This is a genomic window from Nocardia sp. NPDC051756 (assembly GCF_040681495.1).
GTDB lineage: Bacteria > Actinomycetota > Actinomycetes > Mycobacteriales > Mycobacteriaceae > Nocardia.
In genome coordinates this window covers 1-15,910 of the sequence record NZ_JBFAYV010000021.1, presented here as the reverse complement: position 1 = coordinate 15,910, position 15,910 = coordinate 1, and the positions used below count along the sequence as shown (strand labels likewise).

The window sequence follows — 15,910 nt, the reverse complement described above, 5'->3', positions numbered from 1 at the left end:
TGACATGGTCTATCTGGACGGACCAATTCCTCTCCAGGGCAAGCTAATTCCGCAGGCCGGTGGTAGTACGTAAGGATGTCCCAACCTGTTGACCCGCAGGGCCTGCGTGTCGCTGTCATCGGTCCCGGCGGAATCGGCAGCGCCTTCGCCTTTCAGCTCGCCCGCGCAGGCCACGACGTCACCGTCATCGCTCGCGGCACTCGACTACGGGACCTGCGCCGAGACGAGGCGATCGTCACCACCACCGGTGAACGGGCCGCCGTGCAGGTCGCCGACGAGTTGAACACGACCACACCATGGGATCTCGTGCTGGTCACGGTGCTCGCTTCGCAGGCGGACGTGCTGCTGCCGCGCCTCGCGGACTGCGCCGCGCACACGATCATGTTCATGTTCAATACATTTCAGCCCCTCGACCGCCTAAGCGACGCAGTAGGCGTGCAGCGCACAGTGTTCGGCTTTCCGGCGATAATGGCCGGCCTCGAAGACGGCCGACTGTCATCGACCATTTTCCGCCGAGGCGCAGTCACAACCGTCTCCGATGATCGTTGGGTGAAGGTCTTCTCCGCCGCCGGAATCCCCTCGTCCGCACACCCCGACATGCAGAGTTGGCTGCGCACCCACGCAGCCGTCGCCGTGCCGATGATGCTGGCCGGAAACAGCGTGCACCAGCACGGCCGAGGCATGAACCGACGCGATTCGCTGGAACTCGCTCGCGCCCTGCACGAAGGACTGAACCTGGTCCGCCAACTGGGAAACACCCTCACGCCCAGCCCAATTGCCGCACTCCCCCACCTCCCCACCCCGATACTCGCCTCGCTGCTGTGGGCCCTCACCCGCCTCCCGGCGTTCATCAAAGCAACGTCGACGGCCCCGGACGGCGAGGCGGCAGCACTGATCGACGAAATGAATTACGCTGCACCGCAAGGCACTCCAGCACTACTGGCAGTCCGGCCAGGGTGAACCTGGTTACTCGAGGTCCCGGACCGCACCCGGGCCGCGCAGTTCGGGTGTGGGCGCTGGATCGCGGAGGAGGTCGAGGGCGACCCGCATAGGCTGACGTTCATGACACGACCAGACCGGAGCTCTCCGCCGACCTATGCGGAAGCGCTGCGGATCGCGCGCGAGCGGGAGCGGGATTCCGGCACGCTCGCCTATTACGCCCATCAGGGGCTGGAGAATGCCCGCTACGGCCGCGGTTTCGCCTTCTCGCACACGGTCGGGACCGACCGTGGCCCGATGGACGGCTATGTCCTGGTGACCGCGGCCGGTTATGCCGGCGGAGTGCTGTGGGCGGAGGGACAGACCATCGACACGGTGATCGCCGAGCATCTGGCCCGGGCCGAGCACGCCAACCGCGACATCCCCGACAGCGAACTCTCGGCGGCGCACCGACTGGCGCTCGCGGCCTACGATGCCGGGCACACGCGAATAAGCGAGATGCCCGGGCCAGCGATCGATGCCGAGACAGCCGACTACGCCGAGTTCGTTCTCCTGAACCTGCGACGCGGCCGCAACCAGGAAGGCACGGGACGAAACATCCTCGCGCGCAACGACTTCCTGCTGCAAGCTCCGGCCCCTGGGCGGCGATACACCCAAGCCTGCCCACACTGCGCGAGCCCGACGATTTACACCGAACGCTACCCCCGCGCGGTCTGCGACGATTGTCTGAGCCGAACCACCGATCGTGCTGGACGCCAGATCACCGGCTACAACACCAGTTTCAGTGGCGGCATGATCGCCTACACCGACACCATCGATCGGTCGGACTCCCCCGGCGAAGAATGCGTCGAGGTCACCCGAACCGGAATGTGTTTCATCGACGGACATCCTGCGACCATGCAGGAGGCCCGCTTCGGCGGAATCGTCGTCCAAATATCCTCCGCCGACTAGGAATCGAGTCGGCCGCCGAATGCGACAGTCCTACGGTCGAGCTCGAGCAGGCTTATCCACAATGAGGATCAGCAGTGAGCCAACCCATGCCGTTTGCGTGAACAGCTGCCCCACCGGGTCTTCCCACACCGTGCCCGTACGAACGATCGACGTGATGACGCCGGCAACGATCAGCACGTCGGCCGCACCGCTGCTCAATCACGTCGCCGCCGAGGCAGGCGCCGCGCTGATGGGATTCCGCATCGCCCGCGGCCCGACCACATCCGCCTGTGCGCCGCCCACGACTGCCACCGCTTCTACGCCGACACCGCCTGCGTAACGGGTAACCGTCCCCGGTCGAGACCGAGATCACCCGCGGCACGTAGGCCACTACGTAACCGCCGAATCGATTACGTATCTAGGTAGAAATCACCGACGCGAATGCCGCCGCGCGGATGGAAATCTCGATGTCAGCAAGCGAACACGACTTGCCGGACACGAGGAGGAACCCATGAGCGCGGCACCTGACGAGGCGGTGGAGCGAGAGCTGGCCACGCCGGCGCGCATCGCCCGCGCCACAGTGCTGGCCGCCGCGACGCTGACCGTGATGGGTCCGGCCGTCATCGCGCCGAGCCTGCCCGCCATGCGCGAGACGTTCTCGGCGGTGGCCGGCGCGGATGTGCTGGTGCGGCTGGTACTGACGGTCACGTCGCTGGCGATCGGCCTCAGCGCGCCGCTGGCCGGCATGGCCGCCGACCGGATCGGGCGTAAACCGCTGCTGGTGGGCAGCCTCGCGCTGTACGCCGTGGCGGGAGCGGCCGGCTTCTTCGTCGACAGCATCAGCGTCCTGCTGGTGACCAGGGCCCTGGTGGGCGTCGCGGTCGGCGGCATCATGACGGCGGTCAGCGCCATCATCACCGACTGGTTCGAGGGCCCGAAACGGGCGACTTTCCTTGGGCTGCAACAGGCTTCCGCCAGCATCGGCGGCGTCGTCTTCTTGCCGCTGGCGGGCCTGCTGGCCGCGTCGAACTGGAAGTTGCCGTTCTGGATCTACGGCGTCTCCGCGATAATCTTGCCGTTCGCACTGTTTGCGCTGCGAGAACAGCGGCGGGACAAGGTGTCCGGGCCGATTGGTGTCGACACCGCAGGTTCGCGGTCCGGGATCTTCCGCCCGATCGCCGGGCTCTACCTGCTCGCCTTCTTGGTGACGCTCGCCTTCTACATGGCCCCCACCCAATTGCCCTTCCTACTGGCGGAACTGCACATCGGCCCGGCCTTGGTCGGTGCGGTGATCGCCGCAACCACGCTCAGCAGTGTCGGTGGCGCACTTGCCTTTCCGTCACTCAGGAGCCGCTGGTCACCGAGTGTCCTCACCGCCGCCAGCATCGGATTGCTCGGTATCGGGTGGGTGCTCGTCGGCACCGCGGGCACCGTGGTGCAGGTGGTCGCCGGGCTGCTCGTCGGTGGCTTCGGCGTCGGCCTCGCCGTCCCCAACCTGAATATGCGATTGAGCGACCTCGCACCGGCCGCCACTCGCGGCCGGATCCTCAGCGGCCTGGTCACCGGAATCTTCCTCGGCCAGTTCGTCTCTCCCCTGATCGTCGCGCCGCTCATCCAGCTCACCAGCATCGGCGGCGCGTTCCTCTGGACCGGAATCGCCATGACCCTAGGCGCGGTGATCGCGCTGCCCCTGCTCCGTAATGCCAAGTAACACCTCTGAATTCACCACCAACCATCAAAGGATGAAAGAAATGATCTACCACGGCAACCGCTTCACCCTCCGCGCCGACGCCTCCCCCGAGGCGATCGAAGAAGCCCTCGAGAGCCTGCGCAACCAGGGACGGACCATCCCCTCGGTGAAGTCCTTCGTCGTCGGCCCCGACTTCGGCGGCGAATACCAGTGGGGCGCAGTGTTCGTCATCGAGGACCTGGCCGGCTACTGGGAGTACCTGATCCACCCGGCCCACCGCAATACCGACCGGGTCGGTCTGCCCCTGGTCGACAAGTTCGCCTCCTTCGACATCACCGACGACCCGGACCCGGCGATGGCCGAGAAGATCGCCGAACTGCACCAGCGTCGCTACGACAGCGACCCGGAACTGACCAAGCTGGTCTCAGATCTCGGCGAATACAGCGGTAGCGCCGCACCGGGACACCACGGCGAGAAGTAAGCACACCCGAGCCCCCTGCCGGACAGACTGTCCGACAGGGGGTTTCGCGTTGTCCGGGTTGAGGGTTCAGTGGCCAGACGCCTGTCTTATGGCTTGTCGTCTTGGACGTCTTCGTTGTCGGCCGCGCCGTCTGGCCCGGGTTCGGGTTGTGATGTCATTCGATAGTTCCTTCCTGTCGAGCGGTTTACGGGATCCGGAAGGATGTAGCCGCGATCAGCGGGTGAGCGGGCGGGCACCGACCAGGACTGGGAGAGAATGGGATTCGCTCGATCGCCTGAGCAAGGCGACTGGACCCCGCCACGCGGGAAACCACATCGGATCATCGAACGCCGTCCGGCAAAGTCGGCGAGCAGCGTCACAGCGATCAAGAAGAGACAAACTCAACTCCAGAGTCGGACATCCATACGGAGACGAGCCGCACTTCGGGACCCGGAGAAAGCGCTTCGAACTCTACGCCGGGAACCACACCGGACACCCACCCTGACATCGATATGTCCGGTCCTTCGCGCCAGAACAAACTGAGCCGTCGGCCGCGAATCCGGTTGGTCGCTTCCCGCCCCGCCATTGCGACTTCGGCATGAACTATGTTGCCGATGAGTGAGTGTCGTCGGGTAGCGTGGCCCATTCGTTGGTCGGTGTGGCCGACCGGCAGTTCGCGATGTGCCCGAATTGTCGGTCCACCGCGAGCTGAGGCGGGAGTAAGGAAATGACCGTCGTCCGCGGCGAGATCGCAGTAATGCTCGGGGTTCTCGGGCTTCCACTAGGTGACGACCGCATTCTCGCCGCCATCGCACTCGTCGGCCCCGAGATGAAGGTCGAGGAGTTCGACTGGGACGAGGTCCAATCCATGTATTACGTCTTCCACCCGGCGGGCACCGACCTCCTTTTCGAGGACAAGGTGCTCGTATCGGCGATGGTGCGAACCCAGCCGGACAGTGCCGATGAGGCCTACGGGCTGTACCCGCGCCCCCACGATCTACTGGAAGGCCTGTCCCCCACCGCAACCCGCGCCGAAGTGACGGCCCGACTGGGAAAGCCGGAGCGCACCGGCCCGAACTTCGACAGATACGCGGTAAACGGGCACTATCTGCATTTCGAATTCGACACCGCCGGACGCGCCGCCAAACTCACGGCGATGCTCGAACCCATCTGACCCTCGACGACCTGCCGAACCAGCCCGCGACCGCCGGAATCGATCGGCGAATCCTCCTGCGGTGGTGCGGATTTGCGCGTATTCTTCAGCATCAGTGAGGTATCGGCCGGCGGCGAATCTTGCTGAGCGACAACATTGATGGCTACGCGCTACGCCAATTGATTGACAGCGCGTCAGGGGGAACATTCGATGCCAGAAGAAACGATCCAGGCCGGCAACGAAGCAATTCGGCGTCTCGCCGACCATCTCGGCTCTCGCGAAATCGACTGCAAGGGCGGAGGTCTCGGGCGATGAGCGGGTTCGAGGTCGAGATCGGTCAGCTGCGGAGTGCGGCCACGGCGGCGGGATCCGCCGCGACCCAGACCAGGGCGGTGGACCCGGGCACCGGCTTGGACACGATCGCGACCGCATTGCCAGGGGGAGACGCGGCAAAGAACGCACCCGCACTGGCGTCGACGTTCAACGAACGCGCGAAGGGGTGGGCAGACGAGATCGACCGGTGGAGTGTCTTGGTCACCTCGGCCGCGACGCTGTACTCCGACAACGAGGACGAGGCGAAGAAGGCTTTTCGGCTATGACCATCAGCTACGACGACGTCCGCAAATGGGACGCCGGGGCACTCGACACATCGGCGACCAATCTGCGTGGACGGCGAGACAAACTCATCGGGTTGCAGGATGAACTCGACGACGCCAGGCGACTGCCCGACTGGCACGGCTACGGGGGCGAGCGCGCACGCGGCTCGCTCGGAGATACGCGCAACCACGCCGAGCTCCTGGTCGCGGAGCTGACCGCGGTCGAACGCGCCATGCAGGGCGCCTCGGACGACGTGTCCGCCCTGAAGACCCGGGTTCTCAACAACGACGCCCTCGCCGACACCTACCAGTTCCACATCGTCGGCGAAGGCGCGATCGTGGACAACAAACCCCCCGACCCGCCGCTGACGTCGCGGGTCGAGGCCGAAGCCCGGGCCGATGCCCGACGACACCGGGAAACCATCAGACAGCAGCTGGACAACGAGACGGAGTCGATACTCGCCGCGGCGTTCAAGATCGACGCCGGCATCGCCAAGGTGATGCAACTGGTGCAGGACCGCAAGATCAGCGACCACGGCGCGACCACCCTGGACGGCGCCAGGAAGGAGGTGGAGATCGACGCCGCGGTGGCCGAGATGGAGCAGGCGCTGCGCGACGCCCGGCTGCTGACCGGGCCGCCCGTGTCCGGCTACTACCGGCAGTGGCTCGAGAACGCCGTGCGCCGAGGCGTGTCGATCGACACGATCAAGCAGATCGCCGCCGAATTCCATATCACGCCAGAGGATTTCAAGATCCTCGGAAAAATGGAGGAGATTCGCGAGGACAAGGACGGCGACGGGATCTTCAAGTCGTTCTTCCTGATGCCGACCAACATCAGCGGGGACGACGCCGCCAAGGCGGTGCGGATGACCTACATCTTGAACGCGGGCACCGACTACGGCGCCCAAGGCGAAAAGACCGACTACGCACCGACCCCGTACGGGCCTGAAGAACTGCGGCGAATCATCAAGCGGCAGGGGAAGAACGACTGGAGCTACGACGACGATGTTCGATTCGTGCACGGCAACGGAGGACGGTTGATGACCACCCCGAACGGCATGATGATGGGCTTGGGCGGGAACATCATCCAGGACCAGTTCAGCCGAAACGGCGGAACGACCTGGGGCGACACGTTCATGCTGAACATCGACGACCCCAAGAATCCGGCGCAACAGCTTCGAGACGTGGCCAGGTCGGGTAGCGCGTGGTACGAGGACGATGATGGTCCGTACCAGGGCAGACTCGACCTGGACCGACTGCTACACCACGAGGAGCGCCACTCCCAGCAGTGGGCGCGCGAAGGCTACACCCGCTTCATCGCCTCCTACGCGTGGGAACGGCTCACCGGCGGCAACGGAACCGAGAAAGGCGCAGGGCTTTCCGATGGCGGATATTCCTAGGCCCGAAGTGATTGCGGCACAGGTCGGCCCACCGGATGCCGCGATCCGATAGCCCCGTCGCCGACTTCGCCACTTCCCGAGGAAAGCGAAACCGTCCGACACGCAAACCCTTTCATGATCGTCGCCCTTTCAGCCAGGTTGGAAGAAGGCAAGCAGTCTCTGGGCCGCATCCGGCGACATCAGCAATTCCTGCATGTCCGCGGACATGCGGGCGGCAGCGCCGGTGCGTTCGAACATCTCGTGTTCGTATTCCTTTACGGCAGTGGGAAAGTCGTTCGGATGCGCGGCCAGGGCAAGGCCGAGGACAGCGCCGTCGAGCAATGCCATGTTGGCACCCTCCCCCACAGGCGGCATCAGGTGCGCGGCGTCGCCGAGCAGCGTGACGCCCGGCGTCGACGGCCAGGTCAGGCCGACGGGCAGGGTGGTAAGCGACCGCAGCACGATGGCGTCGTCGCAGGCCGCGATCAGCGCGGCGAACCGCGCGTCCCAGCCAGCGAGCAGATCGATCAGCCGCGCGCGGGCGGCGGCCGGGTCGTCGAACGGGATCCCGGCGGTGGCGAACCAATCCTCGGCGGTGTTGTAGAAGCTGATACCGATGCGCACGCGACCGTCACCATTTCGCTGCGCGCCCAACGATATTCCGTTGCCGATGACCCAGTAGTTGCCGCGCCCGACCATCGCCGCGAGGTCGGGATGCGTGCGGTCGATGTCGGGAATGCCGAGCTCGACGACGTTCTGGCCGATATGTGCCGGGCGAGCATCGGTGAGCAGCGGGCGGACCCGGGACTGCGCGCCGTCCGCGCCGACCAGTAGGTCATAGGTCGCGGTGCTGCCGTCGGCGAAGTGCAGCAGGCCGTGGCCGGCGGACGTGCACGCGTGCCCCCAGCGCACCATGTTGTCGGGAAGGGAATCCAGCAGCAGGTTGCGCAGATCGACGCGGTCGACCTCGGGTCGATCGAGCGGGGCGTCGTCGGGTGTGTCCTCCTGGAGCAGCAGGGTGCCATCCGGTTCGAGCAGCCGCATGTCCTGACCTTCGCCTCGGGCAATCGCATGGAACCCGTCGATCAGACCGGCCTCGCGCAGCGCCCGCTGACCGGAGTGGATGTCGAGCATGCCGCCCTGACCGCGCGCATCGCGTGCCGGTTCGCGTTCGTACACGACCGAGTCGATGCCGTTGACGTGCAGGACCCGCGCGAGGGCCAGGCCGCCGAGGCCCGCTCCGACGATGGCGATGGTCATAGTCGCTCTCCTTCGATACACCGCATTGATCAATACACTGTATCGACGAAACCGATGTATTGTCACTCCATGCTGGTATGGGAAAGGCCGGAGCCACCGAATCGACCCGTGCCGGCCCCGCTGAGCCGGGACCAGATCGTGCGAGCGGCGATCCAGCTGGCCGACGCGGACGGCTTGGACGCGGTGTCGTTTCGCAAGATCGCCGCCGCGCTGGGCGTCGGCCCGATGCGGCTGTACGGCTACATCGCCGACAAGGCGGAGTTGCTCGACCTGATGGTCGACGCCGTCCAAGCCGAGATCCAGCCGGTCGGAGCCGGGTGGCGGGAGATGCTGCAATCGCTGGCCGAAGCCACGCGGGCCGCCGCGCACCGGCACGAATGGCTCGCCGAATTACTAGGTGGCCGACCGCAACTCGGACCGCACGCACTCGCCAACGGCGAGACGGTGGCGGCCGCATTGAGCGATCTCGACGTGCACGCCGTCATGCCGGTGGTCGCCGCGGTCAACGCGTACGTGATCGGCGCGGTGCGCCGGGAGATCGCCGAGCGGCGGGCCGAACGGGCCACCGGCCTGGACGAGCGGGGCTGGCAGGCCGCGCGCGGGCCATACCTGATGCGCGCCTTCGCCACCGGACGATTCCCCGCGCTGTCCGCGGTGGTGCACGATGCCGCGCACCTGGACGCCGACCAGACCTTCCGCGCCGGCCTCGGCTTCCTCCTCGACGGCATCCAGGCCGCCGTCGCCAGCTGAATTCACGAATAGGGTTCCCTTAAGGAACTTCAAGATGCTACGGTCCTCAGCGTCTTGAAAACAGCGAAAGGTATCCCATGGGCTTCGCAGAGCGCTTCGACCACATCGGCATCACCGTTGCCGACATCGACACCGCGACAGCGTTTTTCGTCGGTCTCGGGCTGGAGGCCGATCCGAAGATGACCGTCGAAGGCGAGTTCCTGGACACCGTGATCGGCATGACCGGCGCGGTCACCGAGATCGTCATGCTGCGGCTGCCCGGCGGCGGAACGACGCTGGAACTGTCGAGCTTCGTCCGGCCGGATCACCTCCCCGGTTCGCCCGCCGCCCCCGCCAACGAACTGGGCCTGCGCAACGTCGCTTTCGTAGTCACCGACCTGAAGGCCGCGGTCGATCAGGTCGCCGCCGACGGCTACGGCCTGGTGGGCGGCATCGGCGAATACGAAGGCGCCTGGCGGATGGCCTACATCCGCGGACCCGAGGGAATCATCGTTTCGCTGGCCGAGCAGATCCAGAATTGAGACACACCATGACCACGACAGTCACCGACGAGCAGATCCAAGCCCTCGCCGCGACCGCGAAACCGTTCAGCCTCGCGCTCCTTCAGTGGGGCCCGAAGCGGACCATGGACGGCGCGGACGCCATCGAACTCGAACACCAGCGCCGCATGGTCTCGCTGCGCGCCGACGGAATCATCGCCGTCCTGTGCCCCGTCGCCTCCGACACCGTCGCCGGCGTCGCGATCATGACCGTACCGGCCGAGGAGGCCGCGAAGATCATGGCCGAGGACCCCTGCGTGCAAGCCGACATGATCCGCTGCGAGGTCCACCCCTGCCACGGTTTCCCCGGAGACACCCTCCCCGCCTGAGCTGTCACGGATGCGGCGCGCCGCAGTGCACGATCGAATCGTCCGGCGCGTTCGCTTCGTCATAGGGCCCGTGCGGATTCGGGACGATCGGACCCAGCTGATCGGTCACCCCACAAGGCTATCCACCAGGGCGTTACCGCAGTAGCCGCCAGAGCCACCGGCACCGACTTCCGATTTCGCCGGACCGGCGGATCGGGACGGAAAGGGGCACAAACGGATCGGGTAGCGTGTTGCGAGGTGGATCGGTGAGGGGGCACCGCGGTGCGAGTGGGTGTTTGGTGTGTGGTGGGTGGGCTCGTGCTCGCGGCGGCGGCTGTCGCTGGGTGTAGCGACGAGTCGGTGCGGTATCACCGCCAAGCCTGTGAATTGGCGGAGACGATCAAAGTCGATGGTTTGCAGCGGCATTCGGTGCGCAGCGGGGAGTTCGTCGATCGGATCGACTGCTCGTTGGCCTTCTTCTTCGGCCCGCCGCCGGACGATCTGCGCGCCGCGGTGATCGCGCCGCGGTTCGAATTGCGGGTGCCCAAACGTGCGCTGTTCACCGTTGATCCGGGCTCGACGTATGTGCTGAGCGGTACCGGGCCGGAGGCGTGCTCGATGACCGTGGAGCGCTACGAGCAGACGGCGATGCTCGACCCATGGCTCGGGCTGTCCGATGATCAGCGTCAAGCGATCAGGGCCGGCACGTCGATTCTCTTCGAATTCCGGGTGAACTGTGCACCCGGCTAACCGATCTCGACGCTGGATGGTGGCGGCCTTGGTATCACTGGTGCTCATCACCGCGGGCGTCTGGTGGTGGCGCGAGCACAAGCCCGGGCCCAATCCCGCACTGACCCTGGCAGATCAGGTGACCATCGATGGCTTCACCAGACTCACCACCGGCGTCATCTTCGACAACCCACCCTCCGCCTACGCCACCTACATCGGCGACACCAACGACCACATACTCGACCAATTCCACGCCCCGGGAATCCGGATCATCCCAAGGTCCGACCCCACCCGCGACCCACCACCGGACTCCATCGTCCTCGCCGTCGGCGACGCACCCCACGGATGTTCCCTGACCCTAGAACGATTCCTCCCAACCGCCGCCCCCTACGCCCGCCACGGCGTCACCCGAGTACAGGCGGCGAACCTCGAAAACGGTACGCAGACAAAACTTCAGCTGAAGATTCTGTGCCCCGGTTAGGCAGTGCGTCGCCCAGTCGGCGCGAACATCAGCACCTGGATCTTCTGTTGGGGCATCGGGCCCCACCACCAGACACTGACCACGTCTGTCGAGTGAATGTTGTTGGTGGAGACAGAAATCAGCCAGGTATGGCGGGTGCCCTGGCAGAGTGCTCGGCATGACTGCCTCCGACCCTAAAACGGATCTGCATCGTTACCTGCGCTACGCCCGCGAAGCCGTGTTGTGGAAGCTCGATGGTCTGTCCGAGTATGACGTTCGGCGGCCCATGACGCCCACCGGCACCAATCTGCTGGGTCTCGTCAAGCATCTCGGCACCATCGAATTCGGCTATTTCGGCGACACCTTCGGCCGCCCGACCGACGAGCCCCTCACCAAACACGATTTCGTCGCCGATCCCACAGCCGACATGTGGGCGACCGCCGACGAATCGCGGGAAGATATTGTCGACTTCTACCACCGGGCCTGGGCGCACGCCGACGCCACCATCGACAGCCTCGACCTGAACTCCGAGGGGTCGGTTCCGTGGTGGACGAAGGACCGAGTCGTCACGCTGCACCGAATCTTGGTGCACGTCACCACCGAAACCAATCGGCATGCCGGACACGCCGACATCATTCGCGAACTCATCGACGGTGCCGCCGGCCTGCTCCCCCACAACGACAACATGCCCACCAGCGACCCAGCTTGGTGGCAGGGCTATCGATCCAAGCTGGAGGACGCCGCGAAGCAGGCCGCCGGACTCGACTGATCGAAAAGGCCTCGTGGCGGCCTTGATCCAGTCGGCCACCGGAGCTGGCCGGCTCCAGAGGTGGCGCGCGGGCCGCTCGGCCGGAATCATCGATCGGGTGACCGCTGCGGTTGCGGTTCGGGCGACGTCTGCCCGAACCGCCTGTTCGGAAGGTGCACGATGCGATTCGGGAAGGCGCGGTCCATGCGGCCAGGACTGCTTGGGCAGGAAGTACCTTCGGCAGTGAAACGCGTGAACGGTCTCGGCCTGCTCGAGCTCGGCGCGGCAGCTCATTCCCAGGGCTTCGCCGCCTACGGCAGACCACTGTGGACCAAAGCGTCTCTGACAGAGATAGTTTCGGTCGTGCTGATCCCGATCTGCGCCAAGACCAACGGCGCAGGCCGACTCCAAGCCTGGCGGTGTTACGCCGGAGTCACTTTGGACGGCCAAGGAACATTCAGTTTCACCGTCGACATCTCCCCCACGGACTTCGACAACTTGCCCACAGTGACCGACCCCTGGGAAGTGGCCGAGGCGCTCCTATACCACTCACCCCACCTGCCGGTAGAAGACTGAGCGAGCAGCGGACTCGAATAGAACAGCCCTTTGGAACCGGACGTACCCGCGACTGGTTGTTCAACGTGCTGGACTATCCAAAGGGGCAGGGCACCGGGCGCGGGTGTTGCGGATCGAGCGCGTTGAGTGCGTAGGCGGCTGCGCGTGGATCGGCGACGATGCCCAGGTGATCGGACATGTCTTGCGAACAGCCCTCTTGCAGAAGGATATTCGTCACCCCGTCGCCGGGCAGCAGGCCTGAGGTGTAAGGCAGGACGACCTGGTCGTGGCTGGTGACGATATTCGTATAGGTGATGCCGGGGACGTACATTCCGTCGGAATTCAGGTCGACCATGAGCGGTGAACCGGTCTGCGCTTCCTTACCGGTGGGCTGGGCCTCCAATATCGCTTCCAGGGCCGGCCCGACGCCTAGCTGAGCCGCGTACGCGCGTGCTGTGGCCAGCTGATCGCCGAAAGTGCCGCTCCACAAAGGAGCCAACGAGACGTAGTGGTCGATTCGGGACGCACCGCCGAATCGTTTCGCGTAATAGTTCGGCAGCAGCGTGCCCAGAGAATGGCCGACGATGTCGACCTTCTGGGTGCCGGTCGCGGCCAGTACCCGCTCGATGAAGCCGCCGACGGTGCGCGCGTTCTGCTCGGCGGTACCGGTCATCGCGCCGAGCGCCGAAATCGGCCAGGGCAGGTCGAGAGCGCCGTAGGTCAGGGAGAAGACGCAGTAACCTTCGTTGGCGAGCAGTGGAACGTATGTCCCCCAATTGGTTTGGGCACCCGCGCCGGCCCCGCCGTGCACCAGCACCACCGGATTCGGATGTGCCGCACTGGGTTTACAGTCCCAAGCATTGCTGCCCGGCATCGAGCCGCCGGGATTCATCAGCTCGGCGCGGATTCCGCTGAAAGTGCTGTATTCCACCGGCAGTTCCGCCCGCGCGGGCCCGCCACCCATGCCTACCACCACCGCGGCCGCGCACAGCAACGATCCGATTCGCCATTTCGACATGATGAAGCCCCCAGATTAGAACGTGTTCCAGTTCATCCCTCGGGGGCGACTCTAACTCGGAATCGGCTGTTCTGGACGAGTTTTCGGACATCCCGCCGTGAGAGCGCGCTCAGCCCTCGCCGTCGAGGGTCAGCACGACCAGCGGCATGGGCCGGTCGACCTTGGACTGGAAGTCCGCCAGCAGTGGGTTGTTGGCCAGCACCCAGGCCGCGAACTCGTCGTAGTCCGCGCCTTCGAGCACCTCGCCGGTCGCCTGGTGACTCTTGCCCCGAAACTCGATAGTGACCTGCGGATTCGCCTTGATGTTGTACCACCAGGCCGGGTACTTGTCCTCGATGAACGAACTCACGAACATGGTGTCGCCCCGGTACAACGGCCCCAGCGGAGTCGTGTGCCGCTTGCCGCTCTTGGCTCCCGTGGTGGTGAGCAGGATGAGGTCCCCGCCCGCGTAAGCACCGCCCACCTTGCCCGAGTTCTCCCGGAACTCTTTGATCACATCATCGTTCCAGTTGGCGATGCTGCCCTGCTGGTCCCAAGCCTGGTTCCACGGCGCGTTCGGGTCGTTATAGTCGGTGATCTCGGCCTGATCCGGCTGTCCCGCAGTCAATTCGGTTTCGCTCATGATTCAAGTATGTCGTGGAGATAGGACAGTTACAGTCCTAAGTTGACCAGAGATCACAACTTTCGCGGTAGAGGTTCCGATCCGTGGCCGGCCAAGCCTGATCCGACGTCTCGCATACACAAGAAGCGTTCGCGCACCGAATCCGATGAACATCGTCCCTGCCGATTTGTCTTCGTAGCACATCCCTTTCGCCTACATGGAGTGCGACAATCTGGCCGTGGTGCAACTCGACGATGGGATGAACGGCCAGGCCTTCTCCATCCTCGACGGCGAATGCCCACCGCCCCAAGGGAAGACCGAATGCTACCTGCGAGTGATATTCCACCCACCCGCCGTAGGCCAGTTCGACGCCACCCTGAAGATCAGGCAGATGCCCTGCTTGCTGTCGACCCCGGCGATCTCGAAGCAGTCGCCGGCTGGGCAGATGCCATCTTTGTCGGAACCGTGCAGAAGTACATCGGCACGAAGAAGGAGATTGATCCGCCGGAGTCTCAGTTCCAGGTATCGGTGGTGGACAAGCTCAAGGGCAACCTGCCTGCAACCGTAGTGGTTGAGCGGATCGACATAGCCGGCAAGCCGGTGATCTCCGTCGGGACGACGTATCTATTCGTTGCGCGCTATAACGCCGAGAAGAAGTGGCTCACCATCACTCCCGGGCTCGGCACTCGAGAACTGGTCGGTGCCGACGCTGAAGCCGCGAAGAAGGGCAGGCAGGGATCCGTCCGCTCGCAACGCCGAACCCGAGGCGGTCAAACGTATGCGCGGTGCCGTCGCGCATACGAAGCCGTTCGGGGACGAGGCTGTGCGCCCGAAGCTGCCCGATCCCGCCAGTCTTCCCTCGGACGTGACCGGGATACCTACACGAACGACCCCGCCTGCGACAACCGACCCGCAGCCGCGCTCGCAAACACCGACTCCATCTCCGACATCCTGACAGTCGGACTGACGTGCGAGCGTTCGACCGAACCCCTGAACCCGCACCGATTTCCGTACGGATGAATCGTCGGGCTGTGGTGATGCGGATCTATTTCCCGGTCGAGCCGTCGACCATCTCGCGCAGGATGTCCAGGTGGCCGTTGTGGCGGGCTGTTTCCTCGATGAGGTGCAGCAGAATCCAGCGGAGGTCGACGTGGAGGCCGTTGCGGATGGTTGCCTTGGCCTGGCTGTCGAGGCTGTTCGCGGCGACCAGTTCGCGGTAGCGGGTGCTCTGTTCGGCGTATTCGTCGAGCAATTGGGTGAGCGGGAAGTCGACGGCGATGCGCATCTCGCGGTCAGGGTCCTCGTCGGTCCAGGGGGCCTGGTCTTCCTCGCCGAGGAAGACCACCTGGAACCATTGGTACTCGACCCAGCGCAGGTGGTTGATCAGTCCGTTGATGGTCATCAGCGGTGAGCCCGGCAGGAGTGCCTTGCGGGCGTTCTCGGCGGACACACCATCGCACTTGGCGCGGGCGGTGTTGCGTGTGTAGTCGAGAAACGTGGCGAGCTGGGTGCGTTCGTCCCACGCGGGCGGGGTGTCGTTGATTCGGGTCATCGCGGGAAGCATCCTCGATCACCGCAACCGGTGTCGAGGTATTTATCGCCCGATGTCTCTACTCATGCGACGGAACGCACGTTCCGAGCGGCCGGTGGCCACATCGGACTGATCGGCCCCCAAACCTCCCGGAACGTCCACAAATGCCCTTGGTCTCAATAGGTCAGCGCAACACTGGGAATCTCCTGGTGAGGAAGGGATGTGATGCGTAATGGCCTCGAGCAGACCGCTGTCGGAGAAAAG

20 protein-coding genes are annotated in these 15,910 nt (G+C 65.0%); 16 read left to right on the top strand and 4 right to left on the bottom strand.

Translation table 11 applies throughout. The features are described 5' to 3' along the window. The first annotated feature begins 75 nt into the window (after window positions 1–75). The 8 genes from AB0M22_RS44475 (at window position 76) to AB0M22_RS44440 (ending at window position 7,168) form a co-directional block, all read left to right on the top strand. Complete coding sequence (locus tag AB0M22_RS44475; RefSeq protein ID WP_364739735.1) at window positions 76–960, top strand: 2-dehydropantoate 2-reductase N-terminal domain-containing protein; 885 nt, start codon at window positions 76–78, stop codon at window positions 958–960. Window positions 961–1,062: 102 nt separating this feature from the next. Beyond that, window positions 1,063–1,890: a hypothetical protein gene (locus tag AB0M22_RS44470; protein ID WP_364739732.1), complete on the top strand. Its 828-nt coding sequence runs from the start codon at window positions 1,063–1,065 to the stop codon at window positions 1,888–1,890. A gap of 154 nt (window positions 1,891–2,044) precedes the next feature. Next, complete coding sequence (locus AB0M22_RS44465; RefSeq protein WP_364739730.1) at window positions 2,045–2,209, top strand: hypothetical protein; 165 nt, start codon at window positions 2,045–2,047, stop codon at window positions 2,207–2,209. A gap of 171 nt (window positions 2,210–2,380) precedes the next feature. Beyond that, the gene (locus AB0M22_RS44460) at window positions 2,381–3,580 is read left to right on the top strand and encodes an MFS transporter (protein WP_364739727.1); all 1,200 of its coding nucleotides are present in this window, start codon (window positions 2,381–2,383) and stop codon (window positions 3,578–3,580) included. A gap of 31 nt (window positions 3,581–3,611) precedes the next feature. After that, on the top strand, window positions 3,612–4,040 hold the full coding sequence (locus AB0M22_RS44455) for a Dabb family protein (RefSeq protein WP_364739725.1): 429 nt from the start codon (window positions 3,612–3,614) through the stop codon (window positions 4,038–4,040). A 706-nt stretch (window positions 4,041–4,746) separates the two neighbouring features. Then, entirely contained in the window at window positions 4,747–5,193 is a 447-nt protein-coding gene (locus AB0M22_RS44450) for a hypothetical protein (RefSeq protein ID WP_364739722.1), read from the top strand. Between the two features lie 290 nt (window positions 5,194–5,483). Further along, window positions 5,484–5,771 (top strand): hypothetical protein, encoded by a 288-nt coding sequence (locus tag AB0M22_RS44445; RefSeq protein WP_364739720.1) that lies wholly within the window; start codon window positions 5,484–5,486, stop codon window positions 5,769–5,771. Then, window positions 5,768–7,168: a hypothetical protein gene (locus AB0M22_RS44440; RefSeq protein ID WP_364739717.1), complete on the top strand. Its 1,401-nt coding sequence runs from the start codon at window positions 5,768–5,770 to the stop codon at window positions 7,166–7,168. The genes AB0M22_RS44445 and AB0M22_RS44440 overlap by 4 nt, the downstream gene beginning before the upstream one ends. A gap of 129 nt (window positions 7,169–7,297) precedes the next feature. On the opposite strand, the gene AB0M22_RS44435 is transcribed toward AB0M22_RS44440, so the two are convergent. Further along, window positions 7,298–8,407: an FAD-dependent monooxygenase gene (locus AB0M22_RS44435; RefSeq protein ID WP_364739715.1), complete on the bottom strand. Its 1,110-nt coding sequence runs from the start codon at window positions 8,405–8,407 to the stop codon at window positions 7,298–7,300. Between the two features lie 69 nt (window positions 8,408–8,476). Here AB0M22_RS44435 and AB0M22_RS44430 point away from each other — a divergent pair, with 69 nt between their 5' ends. From AB0M22_RS44430 to AB0M22_RS44400, 7 genes are all read left to right on the top strand, one after another. Beyond that, window positions 8,477–9,157, top strand: coding sequence for a TetR/AcrR family transcriptional regulator C-terminal domain-containing protein (locus AB0M22_RS44430; RefSeq protein ID WP_364739712.1), 681 nt, complete (start codon window positions 8,477–8,479; stop codon window positions 9,155–9,157). A 77-nt stretch (window positions 9,158–9,234) separates the two neighbouring features. Beyond that, window positions 9,235–9,678 (top strand): VOC family protein, encoded by a 444-nt coding sequence (locus AB0M22_RS44425; RefSeq protein ID WP_364739709.1) that lies wholly within the window; start codon window positions 9,235–9,237, stop codon window positions 9,676–9,678. A gap of 8 nt (window positions 9,679–9,686) precedes the next feature. Next, complete coding sequence (locus AB0M22_RS44420; protein ID WP_364739707.1) at window positions 9,687–10,025, top strand: hypothetical protein; 339 nt, start codon at window positions 9,687–9,689, stop codon at window positions 10,023–10,025. 282 nt (window positions 10,026–10,307) lie between these two features. Beyond that, window positions 10,308–10,754: a hypothetical protein gene (locus tag AB0M22_RS44415; protein ID WP_364739704.1), complete on the top strand. Its 447-nt coding sequence runs from the start codon at window positions 10,308–10,310 to the stop codon at window positions 10,752–10,754. A gap of 28 nt (window positions 10,755–10,782) precedes the next feature. Then, window positions 10,783–11,214 (top strand): hypothetical protein, encoded by a 432-nt coding sequence (locus tag AB0M22_RS44410; protein WP_364739701.1) that lies wholly within the window; start codon window positions 10,783–10,785, stop codon window positions 11,212–11,214. Window positions 11,215–11,371: 157 nt separating this feature from the next. Then, complete coding sequence (locus AB0M22_RS44405) at window positions 11,372–11,962, top strand: DinB family protein (protein ID WP_364739698.1); 591 nt, start codon at window positions 11,372–11,374, stop codon at window positions 11,960–11,962. 222 nt (window positions 11,963–12,184) lie between these two features. Further along, window positions 12,185–12,517: a hypothetical protein gene (locus AB0M22_RS44400; protein ID WP_364739696.1), complete on the top strand. Its 333-nt coding sequence runs from the start codon at window positions 12,185–12,187 to the stop codon at window positions 12,515–12,517. Between the two features lie 73 nt (window positions 12,518–12,590). Here the strand turns inward: AB0M22_RS44400 and AB0M22_RS44395 are convergent, their stop codons facing one another. Then, entirely contained in the window at window positions 12,591–13,514 is a 924-nt protein-coding gene (locus AB0M22_RS44395) for an alpha/beta fold hydrolase (protein WP_364739693.1), read from the bottom strand. A 109-nt stretch (window positions 13,515–13,623) separates the two neighbouring features. Continuing rightward, on the bottom strand, window positions 13,624–14,136 hold the full coding sequence (locus AB0M22_RS44390; protein WP_364739690.1) for a nitroreductase/quinone reductase family protein: 513 nt from the start codon (window positions 14,134–14,136) through the stop codon (window positions 13,624–13,626). A gap of 444 nt (window positions 14,137–14,580) precedes the next feature. On the opposite strand from AB0M22_RS44390, the gene AB0M22_RS44385 reads away from it, so the two are divergent. Then, window positions 14,581–15,135, top strand: coding sequence for a hypothetical protein (locus AB0M22_RS44385; RefSeq protein WP_364739687.1), 555 nt, complete (start codon window positions 14,581–14,583; stop codon window positions 15,133–15,135). A gap of 25 nt (window positions 15,136–15,160) precedes the next feature. Here AB0M22_RS44385 and AB0M22_RS44380 read toward each other — a convergent pair whose 3' ends face one another. Next, entirely contained in the window at window positions 15,161–15,667 is a 507-nt protein-coding gene (locus AB0M22_RS44380; RefSeq protein ID WP_364739685.1) for a DinB family protein, read from the bottom strand. Between the last annotated feature and the right edge of the window lie 243 nt (window positions 15,668–15,910).

Bases quoted from the DNA above. Each gene is read 5' to 3' on its own strand.
- AB0M22_RS44465 (WP_364739730.1), top strand. From the start codon at position 2,045: ATGACGCCGGCAACGATCAGCACGTCGGCCGCACCGCTGCTCAATCAC.
- AB0M22_RS44430 (WP_364739712.1), top strand. From the start codon at position 8,477: ATGCTGGTATGGGAAAGGCCGGAGCCACCGAATCGACCCGTGCCGGCC.
- AB0M22_RS44380 (WP_364739685.1), bottom strand. From the start codon at position 15,667: ATGACCCGAATCAACGACACCCCGCCCGCGTGGGACGAACGCACCCAG.
- AB0M22_RS44470 (WP_364739732.1), top strand. From the start codon at position 1,063: ATGACACGACCAGACCGGAGCTCTCCGCCGACCTATGCGGAAGCGCTG.
- AB0M22_RS44460 (WP_364739727.1), top strand. From the start codon at position 2,381: ATGAGCGCGGCACCTGACGAGGCGGTGGAGCGAGAGCTGGCCACGCCG.
- AB0M22_RS44440 (WP_364739717.1), top strand. From the start codon at position 5,768: ATGACCATCAGCTACGACGACGTCCGCAAATGGGACGCCGGGGCACTC.
- AB0M22_RS44395 (WP_364739693.1), bottom strand. From the start codon at position 13,514: ATGTCGAAATGGCGAATCGGATCGTTGCTGTGCGCGGCCGCGGTGGTG.
- AB0M22_RS44425 (WP_364739709.1), top strand. From the start codon at position 9,235: ATGGGCTTCGCAGAGCGCTTCGACCACATCGGCATCACCGTTGCCGAC.
- AB0M22_RS44405 (WP_364739698.1), top strand. From the start codon at position 11,372: ATGACTGCCTCCGACCCTAAAACGGATCTGCATCGTTACCTGCGCTAC.
- AB0M22_RS44435 (WP_364739715.1), bottom strand. From the start codon at position 8,407: ATGACCATCGCCATCGTCGGAGCGGGCCTCGGCGGCCTGGCCCTCGCG.
- AB0M22_RS44445 (WP_364739720.1), top strand. From the start codon at position 5,484: ATGAGCGGGTTCGAGGTCGAGATCGGTCAGCTGCGGAGTGCGGCCACG.
- AB0M22_RS44455 (WP_364739725.1), top strand. From the start codon at position 3,612: ATGAAAGAAATGATCTACCACGGCAACCGCTTCACCCTCCGCGCCGAC.
- AB0M22_RS44420 (WP_364739707.1), top strand. From the start codon at position 9,687: ATGACCACGACAGTCACCGACGAGCAGATCCAAGCCCTCGCCGCGACC.
- AB0M22_RS44450 (WP_364739722.1), top strand. From the start codon at position 4,747: ATGACCGTCGTCCGCGGCGAGATCGCAGTAATGCTCGGGGTTCTCGGG.
- AB0M22_RS44475 (WP_364739735.1), top strand. From the start codon at position 76: ATGTCCCAACCTGTTGACCCGCAGGGCCTGCGTGTCGCTGTCATCGGT.
- AB0M22_RS44390 (WP_364739690.1), bottom strand. From the start codon at position 14,136: ATGAGCGAAACCGAATTGACTGCGGGACAGCCGGATCAGGCCGAGATC.